This window comes from Streptomyces sp. NPDC002133, from assembly GCF_040296405.1.
Classification (GTDB): domain Bacteria; phylum Actinomycetota; class Actinomycetes; order Streptomycetales; family Streptomycetaceae; genus Streptomyces.
The window spans coordinates 87,949-106,737 of the sequence record NZ_JBEOXF010000020.1; the positions used below are offsets into that span (position 1 = coordinate 87,949).

General features: G+C 70.7%; 18 protein-coding genes and 1 pseudogene. 6 read left to right on the forward strand and 13 right to left on the reverse strand.

Annotated features, from left to right (window positions below; translation table 11 throughout):
- Positions 1 to 302 precede the first annotated feature (302 nt).
- Positions 303 to 2,276 carry a fibronectin type III domain-containing protein gene (locus ABT078_RS20645; RefSeq protein WP_351229688.1) on the reverse strand — a complete coding sequence of 658 codons (1,974 nt, stop codon included), beginning with the start codon at positions 2,274 to 2,276 and terminating at the stop codon, positions 303 to 305.
- A gap of 347 nt (positions 2,277 to 2,623) precedes the next feature.
- On the opposite strand from ABT078_RS20645, the gene ABT078_RS20650 reads away from it, so the two are divergent.
- Positions 2,624 to 2,854 carry a response regulator transcription factor gene (locus ABT078_RS20650; protein ID WP_351229690.1) on the forward strand — a complete coding sequence of 77 codons (231 nt, stop codon included), beginning with the start codon at positions 2,624 to 2,626 and terminating at the stop codon, positions 2,852 to 2,854.
- A gap of 172 nt (positions 2,855 to 3,026) precedes the next feature.
- Here the strand turns inward: ABT078_RS20650 and ABT078_RS20655 are convergent, their stop codons facing one another.
- Complete coding sequence (locus ABT078_RS20655) at positions 3,027 to 3,758, reverse strand: MerR family transcriptional regulator (protein WP_351229692.1); 732 nt, start codon at positions 3,756 to 3,758, stop codon at positions 3,027 to 3,029.
- A 54-nt stretch (positions 3,759 to 3,812) separates the two neighbouring features.
- Between ABT078_RS20655 and ABT078_RS20660 the strand changes: the two genes are divergently transcribed.
- From ABT078_RS20660 to ABT078_RS20675, 4 genes are all read left to right on the forward strand, one after another.
- The gene (locus tag ABT078_RS20660) at positions 3,813 to 4,100 is read left to right on the forward strand and encodes a hypothetical protein (protein WP_351229694.1); all 288 of its coding nucleotides are present in this window, start codon (positions 3,813 to 3,815) and stop codon (positions 4,098 to 4,100) included.
- 289 nt (positions 4,101 to 4,389) lie between these two features.
- Positions 4,390 to 4,761 carry a DUF8825 domain-containing protein gene (locus ABT078_RS20665; RefSeq protein WP_351229696.1) on the forward strand — a complete coding sequence of 124 codons (372 nt, stop codon included), beginning with the start codon at positions 4,390 to 4,392 and terminating at the stop codon, positions 4,759 to 4,761.
- A gap of 476 nt (positions 4,762 to 5,237) precedes the next feature.
- On the forward strand, positions 5,238 to 7,073 hold the full coding sequence (locus tag ABT078_RS20670) for a S9 family peptidase (protein ID WP_502981265.1): 1,836 nt from the start codon (positions 5,238 to 5,240) through the stop codon (positions 7,071 to 7,073).
- 111 nt (positions 7,074 to 7,184) lie between these two features.
- Positions 7,185 to 7,934 carry an SURF1 family protein gene (locus ABT078_RS20675; protein WP_351229700.1) on the forward strand — a complete coding sequence of 250 codons (750 nt, stop codon included), beginning with the start codon at positions 7,185 to 7,187 and terminating at the stop codon, positions 7,932 to 7,934.
- A 182-nt stretch (positions 7,935 to 8,116) separates the two neighbouring features.
- On the opposite strand, the gene ABT078_RS20680 is transcribed toward ABT078_RS20675, so the two are convergent.
- The 8 genes from ABT078_RS20680 to ABT078_RS20715 form a co-directional block, all read right to left on the reverse strand.
- On the reverse strand, positions 8,117 to 9,280 hold the full coding sequence (locus ABT078_RS20680; protein WP_351229702.1) for a hypothetical protein: 1,164 nt from the start codon (positions 9,278 to 9,280) through the stop codon (positions 8,117 to 8,119).
- 119 nt (positions 9,281 to 9,399) lie between these two features.
- Entirely contained in the window at positions 9,400 to 10,113 is a 714-nt protein-coding gene (locus ABT078_RS20685; protein ID WP_351229704.1) for a SigE family RNA polymerase sigma factor, read from the reverse strand.
- A gap of 278 nt (positions 10,114 to 10,391) precedes the next feature.
- Positions 10,392 to 11,465: an aspartate-semialdehyde dehydrogenase gene (locus ABT078_RS20690; RefSeq protein WP_351229706.1), complete on the reverse strand. Its 1,074-nt coding sequence runs from the start codon at positions 11,463 to 11,465 to the stop codon at positions 10,392 to 10,394.
- Positions 11,466 to 11,508: 43 nt separating this feature from the next.
- Positions 11,509 to 12,789 carry an aspartate kinase gene (locus ABT078_RS20695; RefSeq protein WP_351229708.1) on the reverse strand — a complete coding sequence of 427 codons (1,281 nt, stop codon included), beginning with the start codon at positions 12,787 to 12,789 and terminating at the stop codon, positions 11,509 to 11,511.
- 349 nt (positions 12,790 to 13,138) lie between these two features.
- On the reverse strand, positions 13,139 to 13,888 hold the full coding sequence (locus ABT078_RS20700; protein ID WP_351229710.1) for a hypothetical protein: 750 nt from the start codon (positions 13,886 to 13,888) through the stop codon (positions 13,139 to 13,141).
- Positions 13,889 to 14,027: 139 nt separating this feature from the next.
- Positions 14,028 to 14,696 (reverse strand): DUF5063 domain-containing protein, encoded by a 669-nt coding sequence (locus ABT078_RS20705; RefSeq protein ID WP_351229712.1) that lies wholly within the window; start codon positions 14,694 to 14,696, stop codon positions 14,028 to 14,030.
- Complete coding sequence (recR, locus tag ABT078_RS20710) at positions 14,689 to 15,288, reverse strand: recombination mediator RecR (protein WP_242328889.1); 600 nt, start codon at positions 15,286 to 15,288, stop codon at positions 14,689 to 14,691. The genes ABT078_RS20705 and recR overlap by 8 nt, the downstream gene beginning before the upstream one ends.
- 107 nt (positions 15,289 to 15,395) lie before the next feature.
- The gene (locus ABT078_RS20715; protein ID WP_351229760.1) at positions 15,396 to 15,746 is read right to left on the reverse strand and encodes a YbaB/EbfC family nucleoid-associated protein; all 351 of its coding nucleotides are present in this window, start codon (positions 15,744 to 15,746) and stop codon (positions 15,396 to 15,398) included.
- 312 nt (positions 15,747 to 16,058) lie between these two features.
- Between ABT078_RS20715 and ABT078_RS20720 the strand changes: the two genes are divergently transcribed.
- A complete protein-coding gene (locus ABT078_RS20720; protein WP_351229714.1) occupies positions 16,059 to 16,832 on the forward strand; it encodes an SLATT domain-containing protein in 774 nt (257 codons plus the stop codon).
- Here ABT078_RS20720 and ABT078_RS20725 read toward each other — a convergent pair.
- From ABT078_RS20725 to ABT078_RS20735, 3 genes and pseudogenes are all read right to left on the reverse strand, one after another.
- Positions 16,786 to 17,190: pseudogene (locus ABT078_RS20725) on the reverse strand (MFS transporter); the annotation flags it as partial. The gene ABT078_RS20720 and the pseudogene ABT078_RS20725 sit on opposite strands and share 47 nt — an antisense overlap.
- Positions 17,187 to 17,795, reverse strand: a complete 609-nt coding sequence (locus ABT078_RS20730; protein ID WP_351229716.1) for a TetR/AcrR family transcriptional regulator — start codon at positions 17,793 to 17,795, stop codon at positions 17,187 to 17,189. The gene ABT078_RS20730 and the pseudogene ABT078_RS20725, both read right to left, overlap by 4 nt.
- Before the next feature lie 75 nt (positions 17,796 to 17,870).
- Positions 17,871 to 18,521 carry a putative DNA-mimic protein gene (locus ABT078_RS20735; protein WP_351229718.1) on the reverse strand — a complete coding sequence of 217 codons (651 nt, stop codon included), beginning with the start codon at positions 18,519 to 18,521 and terminating at the stop codon, positions 17,871 to 17,873.
- Positions 18,522 to 18,789: the final 268 nt, after the last annotated feature.

Below are 18,789 nucleotides of genomic sequence, written 5' to 3' on the forward strand. Positions count from 1 at the left end.
CATCCACAGGTGACATCAAGAGCACCGGACAAGGGCGCTCATGCTCGGCTCGGCACGTTCAACCCGACCACGCCGTGACTTCGCCGGGCTGCGCTCGGGTCGAACCTGAAAGGCGGTGGTCACACCGATCGGGCGCCGACCTCGCGCACGACAGAGACGTGATCGGGGGGAGCACCAGCAGCCGTGACGATCGCACGTCTGCGCGACCGCTTTCAGCCCTGTACCCCCCCGCGAGCTGCGGTCTTCGATGCGGTGGGGGTCGCCTCCCTTCGGGCGGCGACCCCCGGCTGCAGGACGGGCCGTCAGGCGACCTTGAAGCTGATCGTGGCGGGCGTTCCGTGGCGGCCGTAGACGTCGAGCGGGAACATGTCGACCGTGTAGTAGCCACTTAGGGAGGGTGTCCAGTTGATGGTGTCTCCCATGACCTTCTGGTAGCCACTGTCCTGGCCACCACCGAAGATTCGCCACAGATAGCCTGCCGGCTTGCGGTCCGGTTCGGCCGCGTTCGGCAGCATGGCCAGCGTCACCGGGATCCCGCTCCCTCCGTGCGGCGTACAGTCGTTCGCCGTGCACAGCGTGTACGGAGCCGCGATCGTGATGTGCGGGGCGAGCGGCGGGGTGGGAGTGGTCGGGGTGATGCGGTCGACGCTCACCACGGTCGAGGGGGCCGAGTCCGCACCCTCCCGGGTGACCGACGTGACGTAGTAGTACGAGAATCCTGCAGGCGCCTCCGTGTCGGCGAACTGGGTTGCGGTGGTGACGATCGTGGTGAGCCGGGTCCATGCCTCGTTGGTGCCATGCCGGCGGTAGACGTGGTAGCCATCGGCCTTGGGGTCGCCTGGGTATGCCCAGGAGACGGTGGTCTGGCCGTCGCGTGGCTCGGCCGTGACCCCACTCGGCACCGTGATCGGTGCGGGGACGGGGCGGGTGGCTGAGGCGGTCGCGGCCGGCTGCGACACATTCCCGTACGCGTCGACGGCGTGGACCCGGTAGATGAAGGCGGTGTCCACCGAGGCGCGGACATCGGTGAAGGAGTTACCGGTCACGATGTCCGGTCCGTCGGGGTCGCTCTGGCCCAGGGGCGACGCCCATACCTCGTAGTGGACGGTGTCGTCCGTGTCGGCGGCCCAGTTCAGAACATTGCCCGCGGTGGTGCCCTGTGCAGTCAGGCCCATGACCTGCGCGGGCGGGGTGGTGTCGGGCTCGCCGGTGTCCGTCGTCACGGAGGGGACCGACTCGTTGCCCGCGGTATCAAGCGCGGTGACGCGGTAGTACCAGCGCTGTTTGATGTCGGCGGTCGTGTCCCGGTGCGTGGTGCCGGTCATGGGCTGGGCGACGGCTGTGAAGGGGCCTTCGGCAGCAGCCGCCCGGTGGACGCGGTAGGTGGCGGCTCCGCTGGTCGGCTTCCAGGCGAGCTCGACACTGCCGGTCGCGACGATGGCGGTGAGCGCGGTGGGTGCGGTCGTCGGGGTCTTGTCGGTGGTGGTGACGGACTGTAGGGCCGAGCCGCCCGACTCGTTGCCGGCTTTGTCGACGGTGCGTACGACGTACTGGTATGCGGCGCCGGTGGCGGGTGGGGTGTTGGTGGAGGTGGTGGTGGTCAGGGGGGTGTTGGTCTGTCTGGTCCAGGTGGTGGTGCCGGCGGGGCGGCGGTAGAGGTGGTAGCCGGCGAGGTCCATCTCGGGGCTCTTCGTCCAGCGGAGCGTGGCCTTGAGGGTGGTGGGGTCGTAGGCGGTGGTGACGCCGGTGGGGGCGAGGGGCTTGACGGCGTCGACGGTGGCCGAGGTGCGGGGTGTGTAGGCGAACTTGACGTTCGCGGAGCCGGTCCAGGCGACGAAGTCGACGCGGATGGTGTGGCGGCCGCTGGGGATGGTGAGGTTGACGGTCCTGGACTGTGTCGTGGAGACGTTCTTCCAGATGTCGACCTTGCGGACACCGTCCACGTAGACGCGGATGCCGTCGCGGACGGCGGTGGTGAAGCTGAAGGGCCCGCCGGAGCCGAAGTTGCGGCTGGTCTGCCAGCGGACGGTGAAGTTGTCGCTGGGCAGGGTGACCCCGGCCGGGTCGCCGGTGCCGTAGTCCTCGCTGATCGATGAGTCGCAGGTGGTCAGCCTGGGAGTGCCGCTGAAGGAGGTGTTCGGGTGGTACGTCGCCTTCCACACCCCGTCCGCACAGACGATCGTGGCTGCGTGGGCGGTGGCCGGCAGGGCGAGTCCCGCGGTGGCCGCGGCGGTGGCGGCGGCCATGGCGCAGGCAGCGCGGAAACGCTGGTGCATGGGTATCGGTGGGTCGCTCTCGGTCGTGGGGAGCGTGGGGGGCGGCACCCGGGGACGTGGGAGGAGCGCCGGCAGCCGCGATGATCGCACGCCGGCCCGACCGCTGTCAGCCCTTGACCACGGCCGTTGAAGTCGTGACGGCAGCCACGGGGAGGCACCGCTGGCTGTGCGGCCCCGAGGGTCTGCGGACGCGCCTCGTGACACGCCTGTGACAGTCGGCGGACACCGTCATGAAGTCACGGAGGCAGCCTTTTCGAAAGAGGGCAAAACGCATTATTCGGACATTTACTCCCTGCTTCCGAGGACGTGAGCAGCGATGACCGGGCCGATCCGTCGAAGGAAATCCCATGAGCCTCGCACTCGCCACGCCGCACACCGAAGCCCCCGCACCTGCCCTGGCTCCGCGCGAGCAGGAGACGCTGCGGCATATCGCCGCCGGACGGACCTACGTGCAGACGGCCCGCCACATGGGACTTTCCAAGCACACCGTCGACGCCTACCTCCGCCGCATCCGGGCCAAGCTCGACATCAACACCACGGCGGAACTCACACGCCTGGCCATCTCCCTCGGCCTGTGACCACCCTCCCGCCCGCGCGGAGCACCGCCCCGAAGACGATCCAGCACCAGCGCACGGTGCCGCGGCCCGCCTCGCGCCCTCCGGCGCCGCGAATGCCGTGTTTGCCCTGTCGTTCGTGGCGCGCTGACTGATTTCCGCACGCAGCCGGGACCGCGCGTCCAGACTCGTCGAGTCACGCGTCCAGTTGTGCGCGAATGAGCGTGTCGAGTCGCTGCCATGCCGGGGACGAGGCGTTGACCGTGCCCTGGATGAGGGCGGGGATCTCGGAGTCTGCATCCAGCCCGGGCAGCTCGTCGGGTCCGTAGCGTTCCCGATTCGCCTCGGCGATCCGGCCGGCGAGGTCGTCGATGCGGGGATCGTCGGCGTCGAGGTCGTGCGCGTGGTCGTAGTCGAGGAAGAGCTGCCGTAGCGTCGGGTCGGTCAGGATCTCGGCCTGGTCGTGAAACAGGGTGGTCGCACGGTCCGGGTGAGTGGCGAACACGAGGATCCACAGGTCGCGTTGCAGGTCCACCCATCGAGGCGTGAATCCCCAGCGGGCCAGGTCCTCCAGGTGGGCAACGACCTCGGTGGGCAGCGGCGCCAGGTGCCCGGCGGCGAGCCGGCGCAGACGCCCTCGCGTTGCCTGCAGGCCACGGATGCGGGTGGCGAGCCCGTCGTCGATCTCGCGCAGCGCCTGCTGGAACTCCTCGTCGGTCGCTGATCTCAGGTCCCGGATACGGGCCAGAGGGACGCCGGCCTCGGCGAGCGTCCGGATCTTGATCAGGTCGATGGCGTCGTTCGCGCCGTACCGACGGTAGCCGGAGGCATCGCGGTCGGGCTCGGGGAACAGCCCCTTGTCGTGATAGACGCGGATGGTCTTGATCGACACTCCGACATACCTGGCCAGCTGCCCGATGGTGATCACTCGGTCATCGTCCCACTTGACCCTGCCCCCGGGGCAGGGTTGCAGCATGGCGGCATGGCGAACATGAATGTCGATCGGGAGACCCTGCGCGAGCTGGCCGATGAGGGCAACGAGACCGCTTTGGACCGGTTGGCCGACCTCGCGGACGAAGCCGGCGACCTCGGCGAGCTGAGCGAGCTGTTGGACGAGGGATCCCTGCACGCAGGGCTCCTGCTCACTCGGCGCGCGGCCGCGACCGGCGACCTGCGCGAGCTGCAGCGGATCTCCGACGCCGGGTACGAGGAGGCCGGGAAGGAGCTGGAACGACTGCTGAAAGCGCCGACCGAGCGGCATCAGGATTGAGGACCCGACCGGCCGCCGCAGCGGCGCTCCGGGCCGCCGCCATCGGGTCCGGCTCACGGCCGGCGCGCTCGGGCCAGAGCGTTCGGCACACCGAACCGGTGCGCGTGCGGTCAGGTCAGGTCAGGTCAGGTCAGGTCAGGTCAGGTCAGGTCAGGTCAGGTCAGGGTTCCGACGCTCGGTCGGACGTTCAGGATCCGACAGGTGGTGGAAAGCGCCCGGCTGCAACGCAGCGCGGGCGGCCGTTCAAACAGCACCCTGCGCCTATTCGAACAGGCGTACCATTCGAGTCGTGGCCGCATACGACTTCCCCGACGATCTGCGCAACGCCCAACTGCGCCTCCACCAGGCCCGAGCCCAGTACCGGCGCCTCTGCCAGGCCCTGCCGTGGTCGGTCGTGCCCTCCGACGGCTGGACCGCCGTGGAGAGGCAGTACCCCGGCTACCACCATGACTTCCCGGCCACCGCGGGGTACACCGAGGAACGGAAGGCGGAGGAGGCGAGCCTCTGGGCCCTGGTCCGGCAGCTGTCGATCGAAGTGTCGGCTCATCCGTACTGGGCCACCCTCGACAGGTCGGCGGTGGTGGATGCGCGGATGGCGCTGAAGCGCCATCCGGACGCCGCGTCGGCCGACATCGACACGGACGCCGACGCGGCGGCGTAGCGAAGCCGGCCCACGATGACCGACCTGTCGCGCGCGGGGAACGGCTGGAGGAGCGGAAGGCCATGCGCGACTGGCTCCGTCTTCAGCGGCAGGAGACCGAGAGCCCCATCCTGCGGCTCGAGCGGGAGACCGAGGAGGGCCGGCGGCGCGCGGAGGTCTCCCGGGTCGAGATGAGCCGGAAGCACCAGCCACCTCCGGGGCACGGCGCGCAGCCGATGCTGCAAACCGCGGGAACTGCGCGGGGCCACGTCCGGCGGCGGTTGGGGCAGTCGTCGGCTCACGACCGGCTGAAAGGCGCCTCGCGTCAGAGCCGTCTTCCGCTCCTCAGCAGCCCCATGTCTCCAGGCGCTCGTCCCAGCGGGAACGATTTGCCTCGCGCCGGTCGGCCGGGGGCGGAGAGTACATGTCGCGGAGGTTATCCACAGGCTGCGGACGACGCGAACGGATTGTGGGCGGGGCAGCGCAGAATGGGGGGCATGACTGAGATCACCGAGTCCACGCCGGACTCCACCTCGGGCTCCTCGGCTGACGCCGCGGGCATGCCCGCCTGGGAGCAGCGCTTCCGGGCTCCCCGCGTCTCGCTGCCCGACTGGGCGGAGGACGCCCCGGACCGTTCGCTCTTCGTGTCGAACGCGACGGGGACGTACGAGCTGTACGCATGGGACCGCGCGACCGGCGAGCGGCGCCAGGTGACCGACCGGCCGAACGGGACGACGGACGGCGTGCTCACCCCCGACGGCGAGTGGATCTGGTGGTTCTCGGACCGGGACGGGGACGAGTTCGGGATCTGGATGCGCCAGCCCTTCGGCGGCGGCGCCGACGAGCCCGCGGCGCCCGGGCTGGAGGCCTCGTACGGGGCGGGGCTGGCGCTCGGGCGGGACGGCACGGCGGTGGTCGGCCGCTCGACCGACGAGGACGGGACGACGATCCATGTCGCACGGCCGGGGGCGGAGCCGGTCGAGATCTACCGGCACCGGGAGTCGGCCGGCGTCGGTGACCTCTCGCGCGACGGGACGCTGATCGCGATCGAGCACACGGAGCACGGCGATGCCATGCACCCGGCGCTCCGCGTCGTCCGGCTCGACGGGACGACGGTCTCGGAGCTGGACGACACCAAGGGCGGCTCGGTCGAGCTGGGCCTGGAGGTCCTCGGTTTCGCGCCGGTGGACGGGGACACCCGGCTGCTGGTGGGCCACCAGCGGCGCGGGCGCTGGGAGCCGATGCTGTGGGACGTGGCGTCGGGCGAGGAGACCGACCTGGCGATCGAGCTGCCCGGCGATGTGGCCGCCGAGTGGTATCCGGACGGCTCGGCCCTGCTGATCGCGCACAGCTTCGAGGCGCGGAGCGAGCTGTGGCGCTTCGACGCGGCGACGCGCGAGGTGACCCGTGTGGAGACCCCGGCCGGGACGGTCTCGGGGGCCTCGGCCCGGCCGGACGGGACCGTGGAGTATCTGTGGTCGTCCGCCGCGCAACCGCCGAAGGTCCGATCCACGGCCGGCCGGGAGGTGCTGGACCCTCCGGGGATGGCGGCACCCACATCGGTGGCCGTGGAGGACGCATGGGTGGAGGGGCCCGGGGGCCGGGTCCACGCACTGGTGCAGCGCCCGGAGGGCGAGGGCCCGTTCCCGACGGTCTTCGAGATCCACGGGGGCCCGACGTGGCACGACAGCGACGCGTTCGCGGCCGGTCCCGCGGCCTGGGTCGACCACGGCTTTGCGGTGGTCCGGGTCAACTACCGCGGCTCGACGGGTTACGGGCGGGAGTGGACGGACGCGCTCAAGCACCGTGTCGGGCTGATCGAACTGGAGGACATCGCGGCGGTCCGCGAGTGGGCCGTGGCCACCGGGCTCGCCGACCCGTCGAAGCTGATCCTTGCGGGCGGCTCCTGGGGCGGCTATCTGACCCTCCTGGGGCTCGGCACCCAGCCGGATGCCTGGGCGCTGGGCCTGGCAGCGGTGCCGGTCGCGGACTACGTCACGGCGTACCACGACGAGATGGAGGCCCTGAAGGCGATGGACCGCACCCTGCTGGGCGGCACGCCGGAGGAGGTCCCCGAGCGGTACGAGGCGTCGTCGCCGCTGACGTACGTGGACGCGGTGAAGGCGCCGGTCTACATCTCGGCCGGGGTCAACGACCCGCGCTGCCCGATCCGACAGGTCGAGAACTATGTGGACCGGCTCGCGGCCCGTGGCGCGGTCCACGAGGTGTACCGGTACGACGCGGGGCACGGGTCGCTCGTGGTCGAGGAGAGGATCAAGCAGGTGCGGCTGGAGCTGGCCTTCGCCGAGAAGCATCTGAAGGGAGGCGTCTGACGGGGGCTGTCCGACGGGAGACGCCCGACGGTGAGGCCCCGACGAGAGGCGCCTGACGGGAGAGGGAGACCCGGGAGAGGAGTAAACAGGGGCGTTCCGTACCGTGGAGGGGTGTACCGGTTCCTGCTGACTCCCCGCTGGTGGGGGATCAACGTCTTCGTCATGCTGAGCATCCCCTTTTGCCTCTTCATGGGCACCTGGCAGCTCGGCCGGTTCGAGGACCGCGTCGACACGCACCAGGCCGCCGACGAACGGCCGGAGGCGGGCAAGCGGGCCGTCGCCCCGCTCGACGAGCTGCTGCCCGTCGACAAGGAGACCTCGGGCCGGCAGGCCTCGGCGACCGGGCGGTACGGGGAGCAGTTCCTCGTGCCGGACCGGCAGCTGAACGGGAAGCCCGGCTCGTACGTGCTGACGCTGCTGCGCACCGACAGCGGCAGGGCACTGCCCGTCGTCCGGGGCTGGCTGCCCGCCGGAGTGACGCCGCCCGCCCCACCCGCAGGTGCGGTGACGGTGACCGGCGCCCTGCAGGCGTCGGAGACGTCGAGCACCGACGGGGTGAACACCTCGGGCGGGCTGCCGCGCGGCCAGGTGGGCATGATCAGCGCGGCGTCGCTGGTCAATCTGGTGCCCGACGACGTGTACGACGCGTGGATCACGCTCACCACCGCGTCGGACGGGATGAAGGCGGTGCCGGCCGCCGCGCCGCAGGGCAGCGCGCTGGATCTGAAGGCGTTCCAGAACCTCGGCTACACGCTGGAGTGGTTCGCCTTCGCGGGCTTCGTGCTGTTCATGTGGTTCCGCTTCGCACGCCGCGAGGCGGAGGCGGCGAAGGACCAGGCGCTCGGCCTCGACCCGGCATGACGCGCCTCGAACTCGACCCGGCGCAACACGTGGGGCGGAGGGCGCGCACCAGTATCCGGGGCGCGCAGGTACAGAAAGCGGGGGCAGGCGGCGTCGAACTGCGGCCCGCCGTGCGCCGCTTCCTCAGCCAGGAGTGCTACCGGGCCACGCCCCAGTCCCACCGACGACGTACTACGCGACGCCTACGACGACGGATTCAGGACGCTCGTGCGGTAGATCGTGCCTGCGCACGCGTTCGGGACGGTCGCCGAGACGTTCGGAGCGCCGGCCTCCGGGGTGTGCGAGACCGCGATGCTGCCGTCCGCCGTGCCACCGTCCTCCGCGACGAACTGGGTCTCGGTGGTGGTCGTGCCCGTGCCGTCGGTCGTGCCCGACGAACCGCCGTCCGTGGGCGACGGGTCGGGCGAAGGACCGGTCGTGGGACAGGTCTCCGACGGGACGAAGGCGAACTTCACCTCGTACGACGTCGACGGCTCCAGGAGCACCGCGCCGGCCTGGGCGCTCGGGTCGGGCAGTCCGGTCGCGGCGTCGCCCGTCGTGTGCTCGACCACGTTGATCTTCGCGGGATCGGCGGCGCCCTGCGCATGGAAACCGACCGAACCGGGACCGGTGACCGCACAGGCGGTGCCTGAGACGTTGGCGATGCGGAACGTGCCGTACACCTTGCCCTCGGCGTCCGGTGCGCCTATCTCCGTCGCGTCCACGCCGAGCTGAGTGCCCTCGCACGTGGGCGTCGTGGCGGGGATGCTCTCGGCGGGGTCGACCGGGGCGCCGGGTGTCTCGTCCGACGCCTCGCTGCCCGGTTCCTCGGACTTCTTCGATTCCTCGAGGCGGCCCGGAGTTCCGGGCTGCTGCCCGGTGGGGCTGTCGCCGCCCTTCTCGCCCGCGTCCTCCCCGGTCTCGGTGCCCGTGCCGCCCTGGGCATGCTCGCCGTGTCCCGCATTGACGGGGCGGTCCTCGAAGACGCCTCCGGAGCCAGCGACATGGACGAAGGCGGGGATGGCGGTACCGAGCAGGATCACCGACGCGGCCAAGCCGACGATGGCCTGCCGCTTACGGGCGCGCCGCGCGGGCACCGCCCTGCGCAGGTGGGCCAGTGCCCCTTCGGACGGGGCGAGGTCCTCGACGGCGCCCTGGAGCAGTCGCCGAAGGGCCAGCTCGTCGCCGCCGAGCGCATCAGCGAGCACGTCGCCGCCCGGCTCCTCGTCGTGACCACCACGCACATCGTGCCCGGCACGCGCGTCCCGCACGTCGTCCCCATGGCGCCCGTCGTGCGTGCCGCGCCCGTCGGGCACGTCGCCCTTGGCGCGCTTTTCCTCAAAACCGCCCAGCGGCCCGTTGCTCACAATTCCGTTCCCAGTCCGGTCGTTCAACGGCCCGTCCGGCCCGTACAGCTCAGTTTCCTGCTCACGATCATGCCTGGGTTCGCGATCCGGCCCAAGTTCGTGCTCATGCTCATGCCTGTTCATGCCGAGGCCCCCATGGCGACGCGCAGCGCTGCGATGCCGCGCGAGCCGTACGCCTTCACCGAGCCCAGCGATATGCCCAGCGTCTCGGCGACCTGAGACTCGGTCATGTCCGCGAAGTACCGCAGGACGAGAACCTCTCGCTGGCGCCGCTGGAGCCCGCGCATCGCCTTGATCAGTGCGTCGCGCTCCAGCTGGTCGTACGCGCCCTCCTCGGCGCTCGCCATGTCCGGCATCGGCTTGGAGAGCAGCTTCAGCCCGAGGATGCGGCGGCGCAGCGCGGAGCGCGACAGATTGACGACGGTCTGGCGGAGGTACGCCAGGGTCTTCTCCGGGTCCCGGACGCGGTTGCGTGCCGAGTGGACGCGGATAAAGGCCTCCTGGACGACGTCCTCGCAGGACGCGGTGTCGTCGAGCAGCAGTGCCGCAAGACCGAGCAGCGACCGGTAGTGGGCGCGGTAGGTCTCGGTGAGGTGGTCGACGGTGGTGCCCGCGACCGTCGTGTCGTCAACGCTCTCGCGCTGGGACGGTATGCGGGTGTTACGCGCGGCGGGCATGGGGGCGATCACCGGCATGCCGCCGGGCGTGCGGGGCCGCCGGAGCGGTCGCACCGCAGCGCCACGCACCGGTGCCACGCCGACGGCGTGTGCCGGAAGTCCGCCCACGCCGAAGCGGGCCGGGACCACCGCTGTGATGTCGAGTACCTCTGCCACGTCTGTTGGACACGCTTCCCCCCGTCAGGGTTGTACGCGCGCACAACAGCTTTTGACCGCGCACCGTATGCCCTCATGCGTACCCGCTCTTCCCCAATGCCCCATTTATCGCGGCACCGTGAAGGGGCAACCGCAAAGACGCCTCCCACCCGTCCGCTGGTTGCAGAGTGGCGGGAAAGCATCGTCGAACATGCCATCACCCCAGTTCAAGTGGCACATGCAAGCGACTTGCCCACAGGGTGTTCACAGATCCTACAAAGATCTACGAAGTCCGGCGCTCAGAATTCTCCTGCGTTGACGCGGGCGAGGGCACCGGCGATGGACTCGGCGATCTGAGCCGTGTTCAGCGCGGCACCCTTCCGCAGATTGTCGCCGCACACGAAGAGCTCGAGCGACCGGGGGTCGTCCATGGACCGCCGGACCCGCCCCACCCATGTCGGGTCGGTACCCACCACATCGGCGGGCGTGGGGAATTCGCCCGCGGCGGGGTCGTCGAAGAGCACCACACCCGGCGAGGTCGCAAGGATCTCGTGGGCGTGGTCGACGCTCACCTCCCGCTCGAAGCGGGCATGCACGGACACCGAGTGCGTGGTGACGACCGGCACACGTACACAGGTCGCGGAGACCCGGAGTGCCGGCAGATCGAGGACCTTGCGGGTCTCTGCACGGATCGCGAGCTCCTCGGAGGACCAGCCGTCCTCGCCGAGGGCACCGGCCCACGGCACCACATTGAGGGCCATCGGGGCGGGGAAGGGGCCCGTGCTGTCGCCGACGGCACGGCGTACGTCACCGGGGTTCGTGCCCAGTTCCGTACCCGCGACCAGTGAGAGCTGCGCACGCAGCGCCTCGACGCCGCCGCGCCCGGCCCCACTGACGGCCTGGTACGCGGAGACGACGAGCTCGTCCAGGCCGAATGCGGCGTGGAGCGCACCGACCGTGACGATCATGGCGAGCGTGGTGCAGCCGGGGCTCGCCACGATGCCGCGCGGACGGACCCGTACGGCATGCGGATTGATCTCGGGCACAACGAGCGGAACATCTGGGTCCAGCCGGAAAGCGGCTGAATTGTCCACGACGACCGCACCCTTGGCGGCGGCGATCGGGGCCCACTCGGCGGCCACTTCGGCCGGCACCAGGAACAGCGCGACGTCGATTCCCGTCAGCGCCTCCTCGGAGAGCGCGACGACCTCGGTCTCCTCACCGCGCACGGCCAGCTTGCGGCCGGCCGAGCGCGGCGAGGCGACGAGCCGTATCTCGCCCCAGACGTCGGCGTGCTGCGACAGGATCTGGAGCGTCACCGCGCCGACGGCCCCGGTCGCACCGACGACCGCGAGCGCCGGCTTGCCGTTCATCGTGCGACCCGTCGTGCGACCGCGGGGCTGCGGTGCCCTGTGGTCACCGTCCGGTGCCTCCGTAGACGACGGCCTCGTCGGAGTCGCTGTCCAGCCCGAAGGCGGTGTGGACGGCCTGGACGGCCTCCTTGACGTCGTCCGCGCGCGTGACGACCGAGATGCGGATCTCGGAGGTCGAGATGAGCTCGATGTTCACCCCGGCGTCGGAGAGCGCCTCGAAGAACGACGCCGTCACGCCCGGGTTGGTCTTCATGCCCGCGCCGACCAGCGAGATCTTGGCGATCTGGTCGTCGTAGCGGAGCGACTCGAAGCCGATGGCGGTCTTGGTCTTCTCCAGCGCGTCGATCGCCTTCCGCCCCTCGGTCTTGGGGAGGGTGAAGGAGATGTCGGTGAGACCCGTCGACGCGGCGGAGACGTTCTGCACCACCATGTCGATGTTGATCTCGTTGTCCGCGATGGCACGGAAGATCGCGGCGGCCTCGCCCGGCTTGTCCGGCACGCCGACGACGGTGATCTTCGCCTCGGAGGTGTCGTGGGCGACACCGGAGATGATGGCCTGCTCCACCTTGCGGGCTCCTTGCTCGGAGTGCGGTTCGTTGCTGACCCAGGTGCCCTGCAGCCCCGAGAAGGAGGAGCGGACGTGGATCGGGATGTTGTAACGGCGTGCGTACTCGACGCAGCGGTGCAGCAGCACCTTGGAGCCGGAGCTGGCGAGCTCCAGCATGTCCTCGAAGGAGATCCAGTCGATCTTGCGGGCCTTCTTCACGACCCGGGGGTCGGCGGTGAAGACACCGTCCACATCGGTGTAGATCTCACAGACCTCGGCGTCCAGCGCGGCGGCCAGCGCGACTGCGGTCGTGTCGGAGCCGCCGCGGCCGAGGGTGGTGATGTCCTTCTTGTCCTGGGAGACGCCCTGAAAGCCGGCGACGATGGCGATGTTGCCCTCGTCCAGCGCCGTCCGGATGCGGCCCGGCGTGACATCGATGATGCGCGCTTTGTTGTGGACCGAGTCGGTGATGACACCTGCCTGGCTGCCGGTGAACGACTGGGCCTCGTGACCCAGGTTTTTGATCGCCATCGCCAGCAGGGCCATGGAGATCCGCTCGCCGGCGGTCAGCAGCATGTCGAACTCGCGCCCGGCAGGGATCGGGGATACCTGCTCGGCGAGATCGATCAGCTCGTCCGTCGTGTCGCCCATCGCCGAGACCACGACGACCACTTGGTGGCCGTTCTTCTTGGCATCGACGATTCGCTTGGCGACGCGCTTGATGCCTTCGGCATCGGCAACGGAGGAACCTCCGTACTTCTGCACGACAAGGCCCACGTGCGCTCCTCGCTCGGTCTGTGCCGCAGTCGTTACTGCGGTCGGCTCAGTTTAACGAGCGAGCCAGGATCACCCCGCGTGTGTCACATCGTGAGATGTCCCGCTCACCAAGTGATCATCCGCGTCGGGTGGCGGCTCGCGCGGGGCGAGGCGCTCCTGGTCGCTCGGGCTCGCACCTGCCCGCGCCCGACGAAGGTACGCGGAGTGTGGGACGGTTCACATCCACGGCGTGTCCGCACCCGCACACCCACGTCCGCACCCACACCCCGCGTCCGCGCACCCACGTCCACGGTCCGGCTCTGTCCGGGGACGTCAGGCAATGCCCCGCAAGGCCCGGAGGCACGCGGCGCTAGTTCTCCGCGCCGACCATCAGCCTCGTACGGCTCAGGAAGGCGGTCTCGAACGCGTCCTCGGGTGCCGTGGCATCCACCAGCTCGATCATGAGCGGCGTGGAGCCCTGGGGCCCTTCCGCGATCGCGCGGATGCGGAAGCGTTCGACACGGGAGGCTTCGAGCGCGAGGGGGCTGCCGGTGGCGGTGAGCCAGAGGGGCTGGACGTCGTTGGCGACGCGCAGTTCGACCTCGGTCCAGCGGCCGGTCGCGGGGTTGCGGCGTTCGACGACGAAGCCGTTCTGGCGCGGGGCGGGGCCCGGGGCCCCGCTCTCCAGGATCTCCATCTGGAAGGCCACGGCGACCTCGGCGTACGCGCGCGTGTTGCCGTTGTGGACGGAGACGGTGAACTCCTTGGCGGGGCCGCCCCGCGCCAGGTCGATCCTGCCGCCCTGCGTGGAGGCGAACATGGCCAGTTCGGTCGGCCGGGGAGGGGGCGTGCGCACGGTTGTCGCGGCCGGCGTGGGCGAGGCGGGCGCGGACGGCGCGGCGGAGCCCTCGTACCCGGACGGACCGGCCTGCGGCGTCGCCGAGAGCGGGGGCGTGGGTCCCGGGGTCAGCGGCAGGCTCGGGGAATCGGACGGCCGGGCCGGGGCGGAAGCCGCGGCGCCCGCCGGGGACGACTGGGGGCCGCACCCTGACAGCAGCCCTGACAGCAGCGCCGCCGCCACGATCGCGGCGGCGGCGGTTGCCTCGTACGTACGTCCCATGTGGTCCACTCCCCAGAGCCCAGCACCGACACGTCGCATGTCGAAGGATCGTCAACGTAGCGGTGCCCGGCCGCCGTGGGAGCAGGCGGAACGTCTCGCTTCTGCTACAGCGCGCATCGCGTCGGAGCGGGCCGCCGCCTCACTGGGCGGTGCGCACCTTCCGCAGCCCCAGCGGTCTCGCGATCTCCTCCGCCATGACGCGACCCGCCTCCTCCGCGAGGTCGTCGTCCGGAAGGTCCTCGTCCGTGTCCAGGCCGTCCAGCTCCTGGAGGGGCTGGTCGAGGCGGACGTGGGAGACGAGGGACTGGAGGGCACGCAGGGTCGCGGATGCCGTCGGTCCCCAGTTGGAGAAGTACGAGAACTGCCACCACCACAGCGCCTCGGTGGTGCGGCCCGCGCGGTAGTGGGCCAGACCGTGGCCGAGGTCGGTGACGATGTCCGCGAGGTTGTCGGAGATCCGGCACGGAACCGGGGCCTTGCGGGGCTCGTACGGGTCGAAGACCTCCGAGAAGACGTCGACCGGGTCGAGCAGCTCGGCGAACCGCTCGCGCAGGTCGTCGACCTCCAGGTCCGGGCCCGTGTCCACCTCGTACCGCTCGTCCGGGAGGATGTCCTCGTGCGCGCCCAGCCGGCCGCCCGCGAGCAGCAGCTGGGAGACCTCCAGGAGCAGGAAGGGCACCGCGCTGTCGGGCTCGTCGCCCCTCGCCACTTCCGTGGTGGCCACGATGAAGCTCTCGATCGAGTCGGCGATCTGGACCGCGAAGTCGTCCGGGTCCTGCGTGGCGGAGTGGAGCGTTGCGTCAGACATCGAGAAGTCGTCTCCCCTCGAAGGCACGCCCGAGCGTGACCTCGTCGGCGTATTCCAGATCGCCGCCAACGGGAAGCCCGCTGGCGAGGCGCGTCACCTTCAGTCCCATGGGCTTGATCATGCGCGCCAGATACGTGGCGGTGGCCTCGCCCTCGAGATTGGGGTCGGTCGCCAGGATCAGCTCGGTGACCGCGCCGTCCGCGAGCCGCGCGAGCAGTTCACGGATCCGCAGGTCGTCCGGGCCGACACCCTCGATCGGGCTGATCGCGCCGCCCAGGACGTGGTACCGGCCGCGGAACTCACGCGTCCGCTCGATCGCCACGACGTCCTTGGGCTCCTCCACGACGCAGATGACCGCGAGGTCGCGGCGCGCGTCCCGGCAGATGTTGCACTGCTCCTGCTGCGCGACGTTGCCGCACACGGCGCAGAAGCGGACCTTGTCCTTCACCTCGAGGAGGGCGTGGGCGAGGCGGCGGACGTCGGTCGGTTCGGCCTGGAGGATGTGGAAGGCGATCCGCTGCGCGCTCTTGGGACCGACGCCGGGCAGCCTGCCCAGTTCGTCGATGAGGTCCTGAACCACGCCTTCGTACAACGGAACGCCTCTCTCGGTGTGCTTCGCTCGATACGGTAGTAGCTGCCGGTGCGCCTTAGATAGGGAGACCCGTCAGAAGGTCCGCCGACAGGCCGTCGGCAGGCCGGTCAGAAGGGCAGCCCCGGGATCCCGCTGCCGCCGGCACCGCCGAGGCCCTGGGCGAGCGGGCCGAGCTTCTCCTGCTGCAGCGTCTGCGCGTTCTCGTTCGCGGCCTGGACGGCGGCGACGACGAGATCGGCGAGGGTCTCGGTGTCCTCGGGGTCCACGGCCTTGGGGTCGATGACGAGCGCGCGCAGCTCCCCGGAGCCGGTCACGGTCGCCTTGACGAGACCGCCGCCCGCCTGGCCGTCGACCTCCGTCGCCGCAAGCTCCTCCTGCGCCCGGGCGAGGTCCTGCTGCATCTTCTGGGCCTGCTGCAGCAGCTGCTGCATGTTGGGCTGACCACCACCGGGAATCACGGTCACTCCTGGCAATTCGACGACGAAAGTTCGGTAAACCGAGCCTACGTGGTCACGGGGCGCCTCGCCCCGCCCGGTCGACGCCAACTCTTTCGAGTGAGAGCCACCGTCCTCCCCCTACCTGAGAGGGACCCCCTTGCGGGCGGAAATACCGGGATTTCGTCCCCGCGGCCCACCATTCGGCGGTAGGAAGACCCTGCGCACCAGAACCCACGCGCGCATCGCACGTCACGCAGGGTTAGCAGGGTTACGTACGTAGTCACGCACAGCAGTCACGCACAGCAGTCGCGTAGAGCGCAGAGGAGTGCCCCGGTGAGTCAGCCGGAGATGCAGCCTGGGGGGTCGGCCCGGGAAGAGAGCGGGGTCTCTCGGAACGGGGGCGCCCCGGACCGGGAGGCGACGCAGGGCGACCTGCAGGGCGACCTGACGGGACGGCCGTTCCCCCTCGGGGACTGGGGCGAGCCGGCGGAACGCCTCGACGAGCTGTACCGCTGGGTCGAGGCGAACGCGCTGCGGACGGCGGAGTGGTACCTCTCCGACCGCGCCCGCAAGCGCCGCTGGGCCCGCGCGCTGCGCGTCGGTACGGCGGTGGGGGGCATCGCGGGCGCCGCGCTCCCGCTCCTCGACCTGACGGACGTACTGGCGGGCGCCGCGGGCTGGGGCTACCTCTCGCTGCTGCTGGGTGCGGCCTGCCTGGCCTGCGACCGGTACTTCGGGCTGACGTCCGGCTGGATAAGGGGCGTCGCCACGGCGCAGGCGGTGCAGCGCCGCCTTCAGGCCCTCCAGTTCGACTGGGCGTCGGAGAGCGTCCGCGAGGTGCTCGGCCCGACGGAGGGCACGGCGAGCGAGGCGGCCGAGCGGTGTCTCGGGGTGCTGCGGCGCTTCTCGGAGGACATCACCGAACTCGTACGGGCGGAGACGGCGGACTGGATGGTGGAGTTCCGGTCCGGCCCGGCGCCGCTGGTGATGCAGTCGCTGGCGTCGCCCCCGGCCCGCCCGGAGTCGGGTCACCAGGCGGGGCGCTTCCCCTTGTCGCCGCCCACGCGGCCGAACATGCCCCGCCAGCGCCCGCCGGAGCCGCGCTAGCCGTCGCACGGGCGGGAGCAACGCATGTGACGGCGAGACCGAGCACGCCGACGGCGAGGACCCGCTGGTGGCCGTACCGGTCGCCGAGGCAGCCCGCGAAGACGAGCAGGCCGGCCACGGCGATCAGATGGCCGGTGCTGGTCCATTGCACCTGGGTGAACGAGGCGTCGAGGTCCCGCTGCATGGCGGGCTGCACGATGGTCAGCGCGGTTCCGTCCAGGGCGACGATCGCCGCCCCGACGATGCTGCCCGCAAGCGTGAGGTGCTGACGGCGACCCGCGACGGAACTACCGGACCTACCGAATTCGCCGGACCTACCGGATGTGTTGGCGGTGCGGCTCGTGGAACCCCTGCTCATCGGGCTTCCGGTCCGAGGTGCGCGTCCAGCGCGGCGAGCAGCAGCGGTTCGACCTCGTCGGCGCCCGCCGCGAGCCGGAGGCTGCCCCAGCCCCACAACTGGGCGATGCCGTGCAGGTTCGCCCAGAGCGCGCCCGCGACGACGCGTGGCTCCGCGTCGGACCGTGGCGACTGCGGCTTCTCTTGTTGCTGCTGCTGTGCGCGGGTGACGAGACCGACGAGTACCTCGAAGAGCGGCAGGCTCGTGTCCCGCAGGCCGAGTTCGTTGCTCTCCAACAGGTCGTGGCGGAACATGAGCTCGAACATGCCGCGGTTGGTCAGCGCGAAGTCGAGGTAGGCGCGTCCCAGTGCGGTGAGACGGGCACGAGGATCCCCCTGGCTGCCGGTCGTCGCGGCAGCTCTGTCGGCCAGGTCGGCGAAGCCCTGGCGCGCGATGGCGCACAGCAGGGCCAGGTGTGTCGGGAAGTAGCGGCGCGGCGCGCCGTGCGAGACCCCCGCCCGGCGGGCGATCTCGCGCAGGGACAGGGCCTGCACGCCTTCGGCGGCGACCAGGTCGACGCCGACCGCCACCAAGCGGTCGCGGAGACCTACGTCGCGTTCGCTCATGGACACTGTCTACCCAGACGGGTAGACAGTGTCTACAAGCGAAGTGGGCTGAAGTGAGGGCGAGATCGCGACAGGTCAGCTGAATATGATCATGGACCCCTGGCCGAGGCTGCGGGTGGCCGCAGCGTGCAGGCCAAGCCAGACATGGCGTTCGCGGGCGAAGGGACTCTCGTCGTACGGGATCGGGCCCGCCGGTTCCTCCAGGGAGGTGGGGTGGGCCGGAGGGGCTGGGGCGGAGGGAGGGTTGGCGGGGTCGATGCCGATCGCGGGGGCCACGACCTCGAGTTCCCGCAGAAGACCCTGGGATGAGCCCAGGGGGCCGCCGCCCGCGAGGAGTTCCTCGTTCGTCAGGGGGGCCTGGAAGTCGACGGGCACGTACGCGCCCGCGTGGTCGTAGTGCCAGACGAGATGGGACTGTTGGGCCGTCGACTCGAACATCTCCAGGAGCTGCTCGTAGTCGCCGCCCAGTTCGTCGACCGGCGTCATCGGCAGGCCGCACAGCTGGAGCAGGTACGCGCGGCGCAGGAAGTGCAGGGCGTCGTAGTCGAAGCCCGCGACGGGCGCGACATCGCCGGACAGGCCCGGCATGTAGGCGAAGACGGGAATGGTGGGCAGACCGGCCTCGGTGAGGGCCTTGTCGTACGACGCGATCTCTTCGGCGAACGGATTGTCGGGGCTGTGGCACAGCACATCGACGAGGGGGACCAGCCACAGGTCACAGGCCAAGACGGGCTCGCTCTCCATCGGGGTCGTGCAGGGTTGGCGATGGTCGGGACAGCGTAGTGCCATGAGGCCGACCCGCACAGTCAGCGGTCGGGGGCGGGATCCGGAGCGGGTCCCGGGCGCGCGACCACGGCGTACGATCCCGGCGCGACCACCGCGCACGACCACCGCGCACGGCAGCGGCCCATGACCCCAGTCCCGTCGGAGCGCATCATCCCGGCCCCGTCGCGGCCCATGGTCCCGCGCCGTCGCGGCCCGTGGTCACTGCGCA

What these genes read in the sequence shown, in the direction of transcription:
- ABT078_RS20705 (WP_351229712.1), bottom strand. Translation starts at nt 14,696, where the DNA reads ATGTCTGACGCAACGCTCCACTCCGCCACGCAGGACCCGGACGACTTC.
- ABT078_RS20730 (WP_351229716.1), bottom strand. Translation starts at nt 17,795, where the DNA reads ATGAGCGAACGCGACGTAGGTCTCCGCGACCGCTTGGTGGCGGTCGGC.
- ABT078_RS20660 (WP_351229694.1), top strand. Translation starts at nt 3,813, where the DNA reads ATGGCGAACATGAATGTCGATCGGGAGACCCTGCGCGAGCTGGCCGAT.
- ABT078_RS20690 (WP_351229706.1), bottom strand. Translation starts at nt 11,465, where the DNA reads ATGAACGGCAAGCCGGCGCTCGCGGTCGTCGGTGCGACCGGGGCCGTC.
- ABT078_RS20700 (WP_351229710.1), bottom strand. Translation starts at nt 13,888, where the DNA reads ATGGGACGTACGTACGAGGCAACCGCCGCCGCCGCGATCGTGGCGGCG.
- ABT078_RS20650 (WP_351229690.1), top strand. Translation starts at nt 2,624, where the DNA reads ATGAGCCTCGCACTCGCCACGCCGCACACCGAAGCCCCCGCACCTGCC.
- ABT078_RS20670 (WP_502981265.1), top strand. Translation starts at nt 5,238, where the DNA reads ATGACTGAGATCACCGAGTCCACGCCGGACTCCACCTCGGGCTCCTCG.
- ABT078_RS20645 (WP_351229688.1), bottom strand. Translation starts at nt 2,276, where the DNA reads ATGCACCAGCGTTTCCGCGCTGCCTGCGCCATGGCCGCCGCCACCGCC.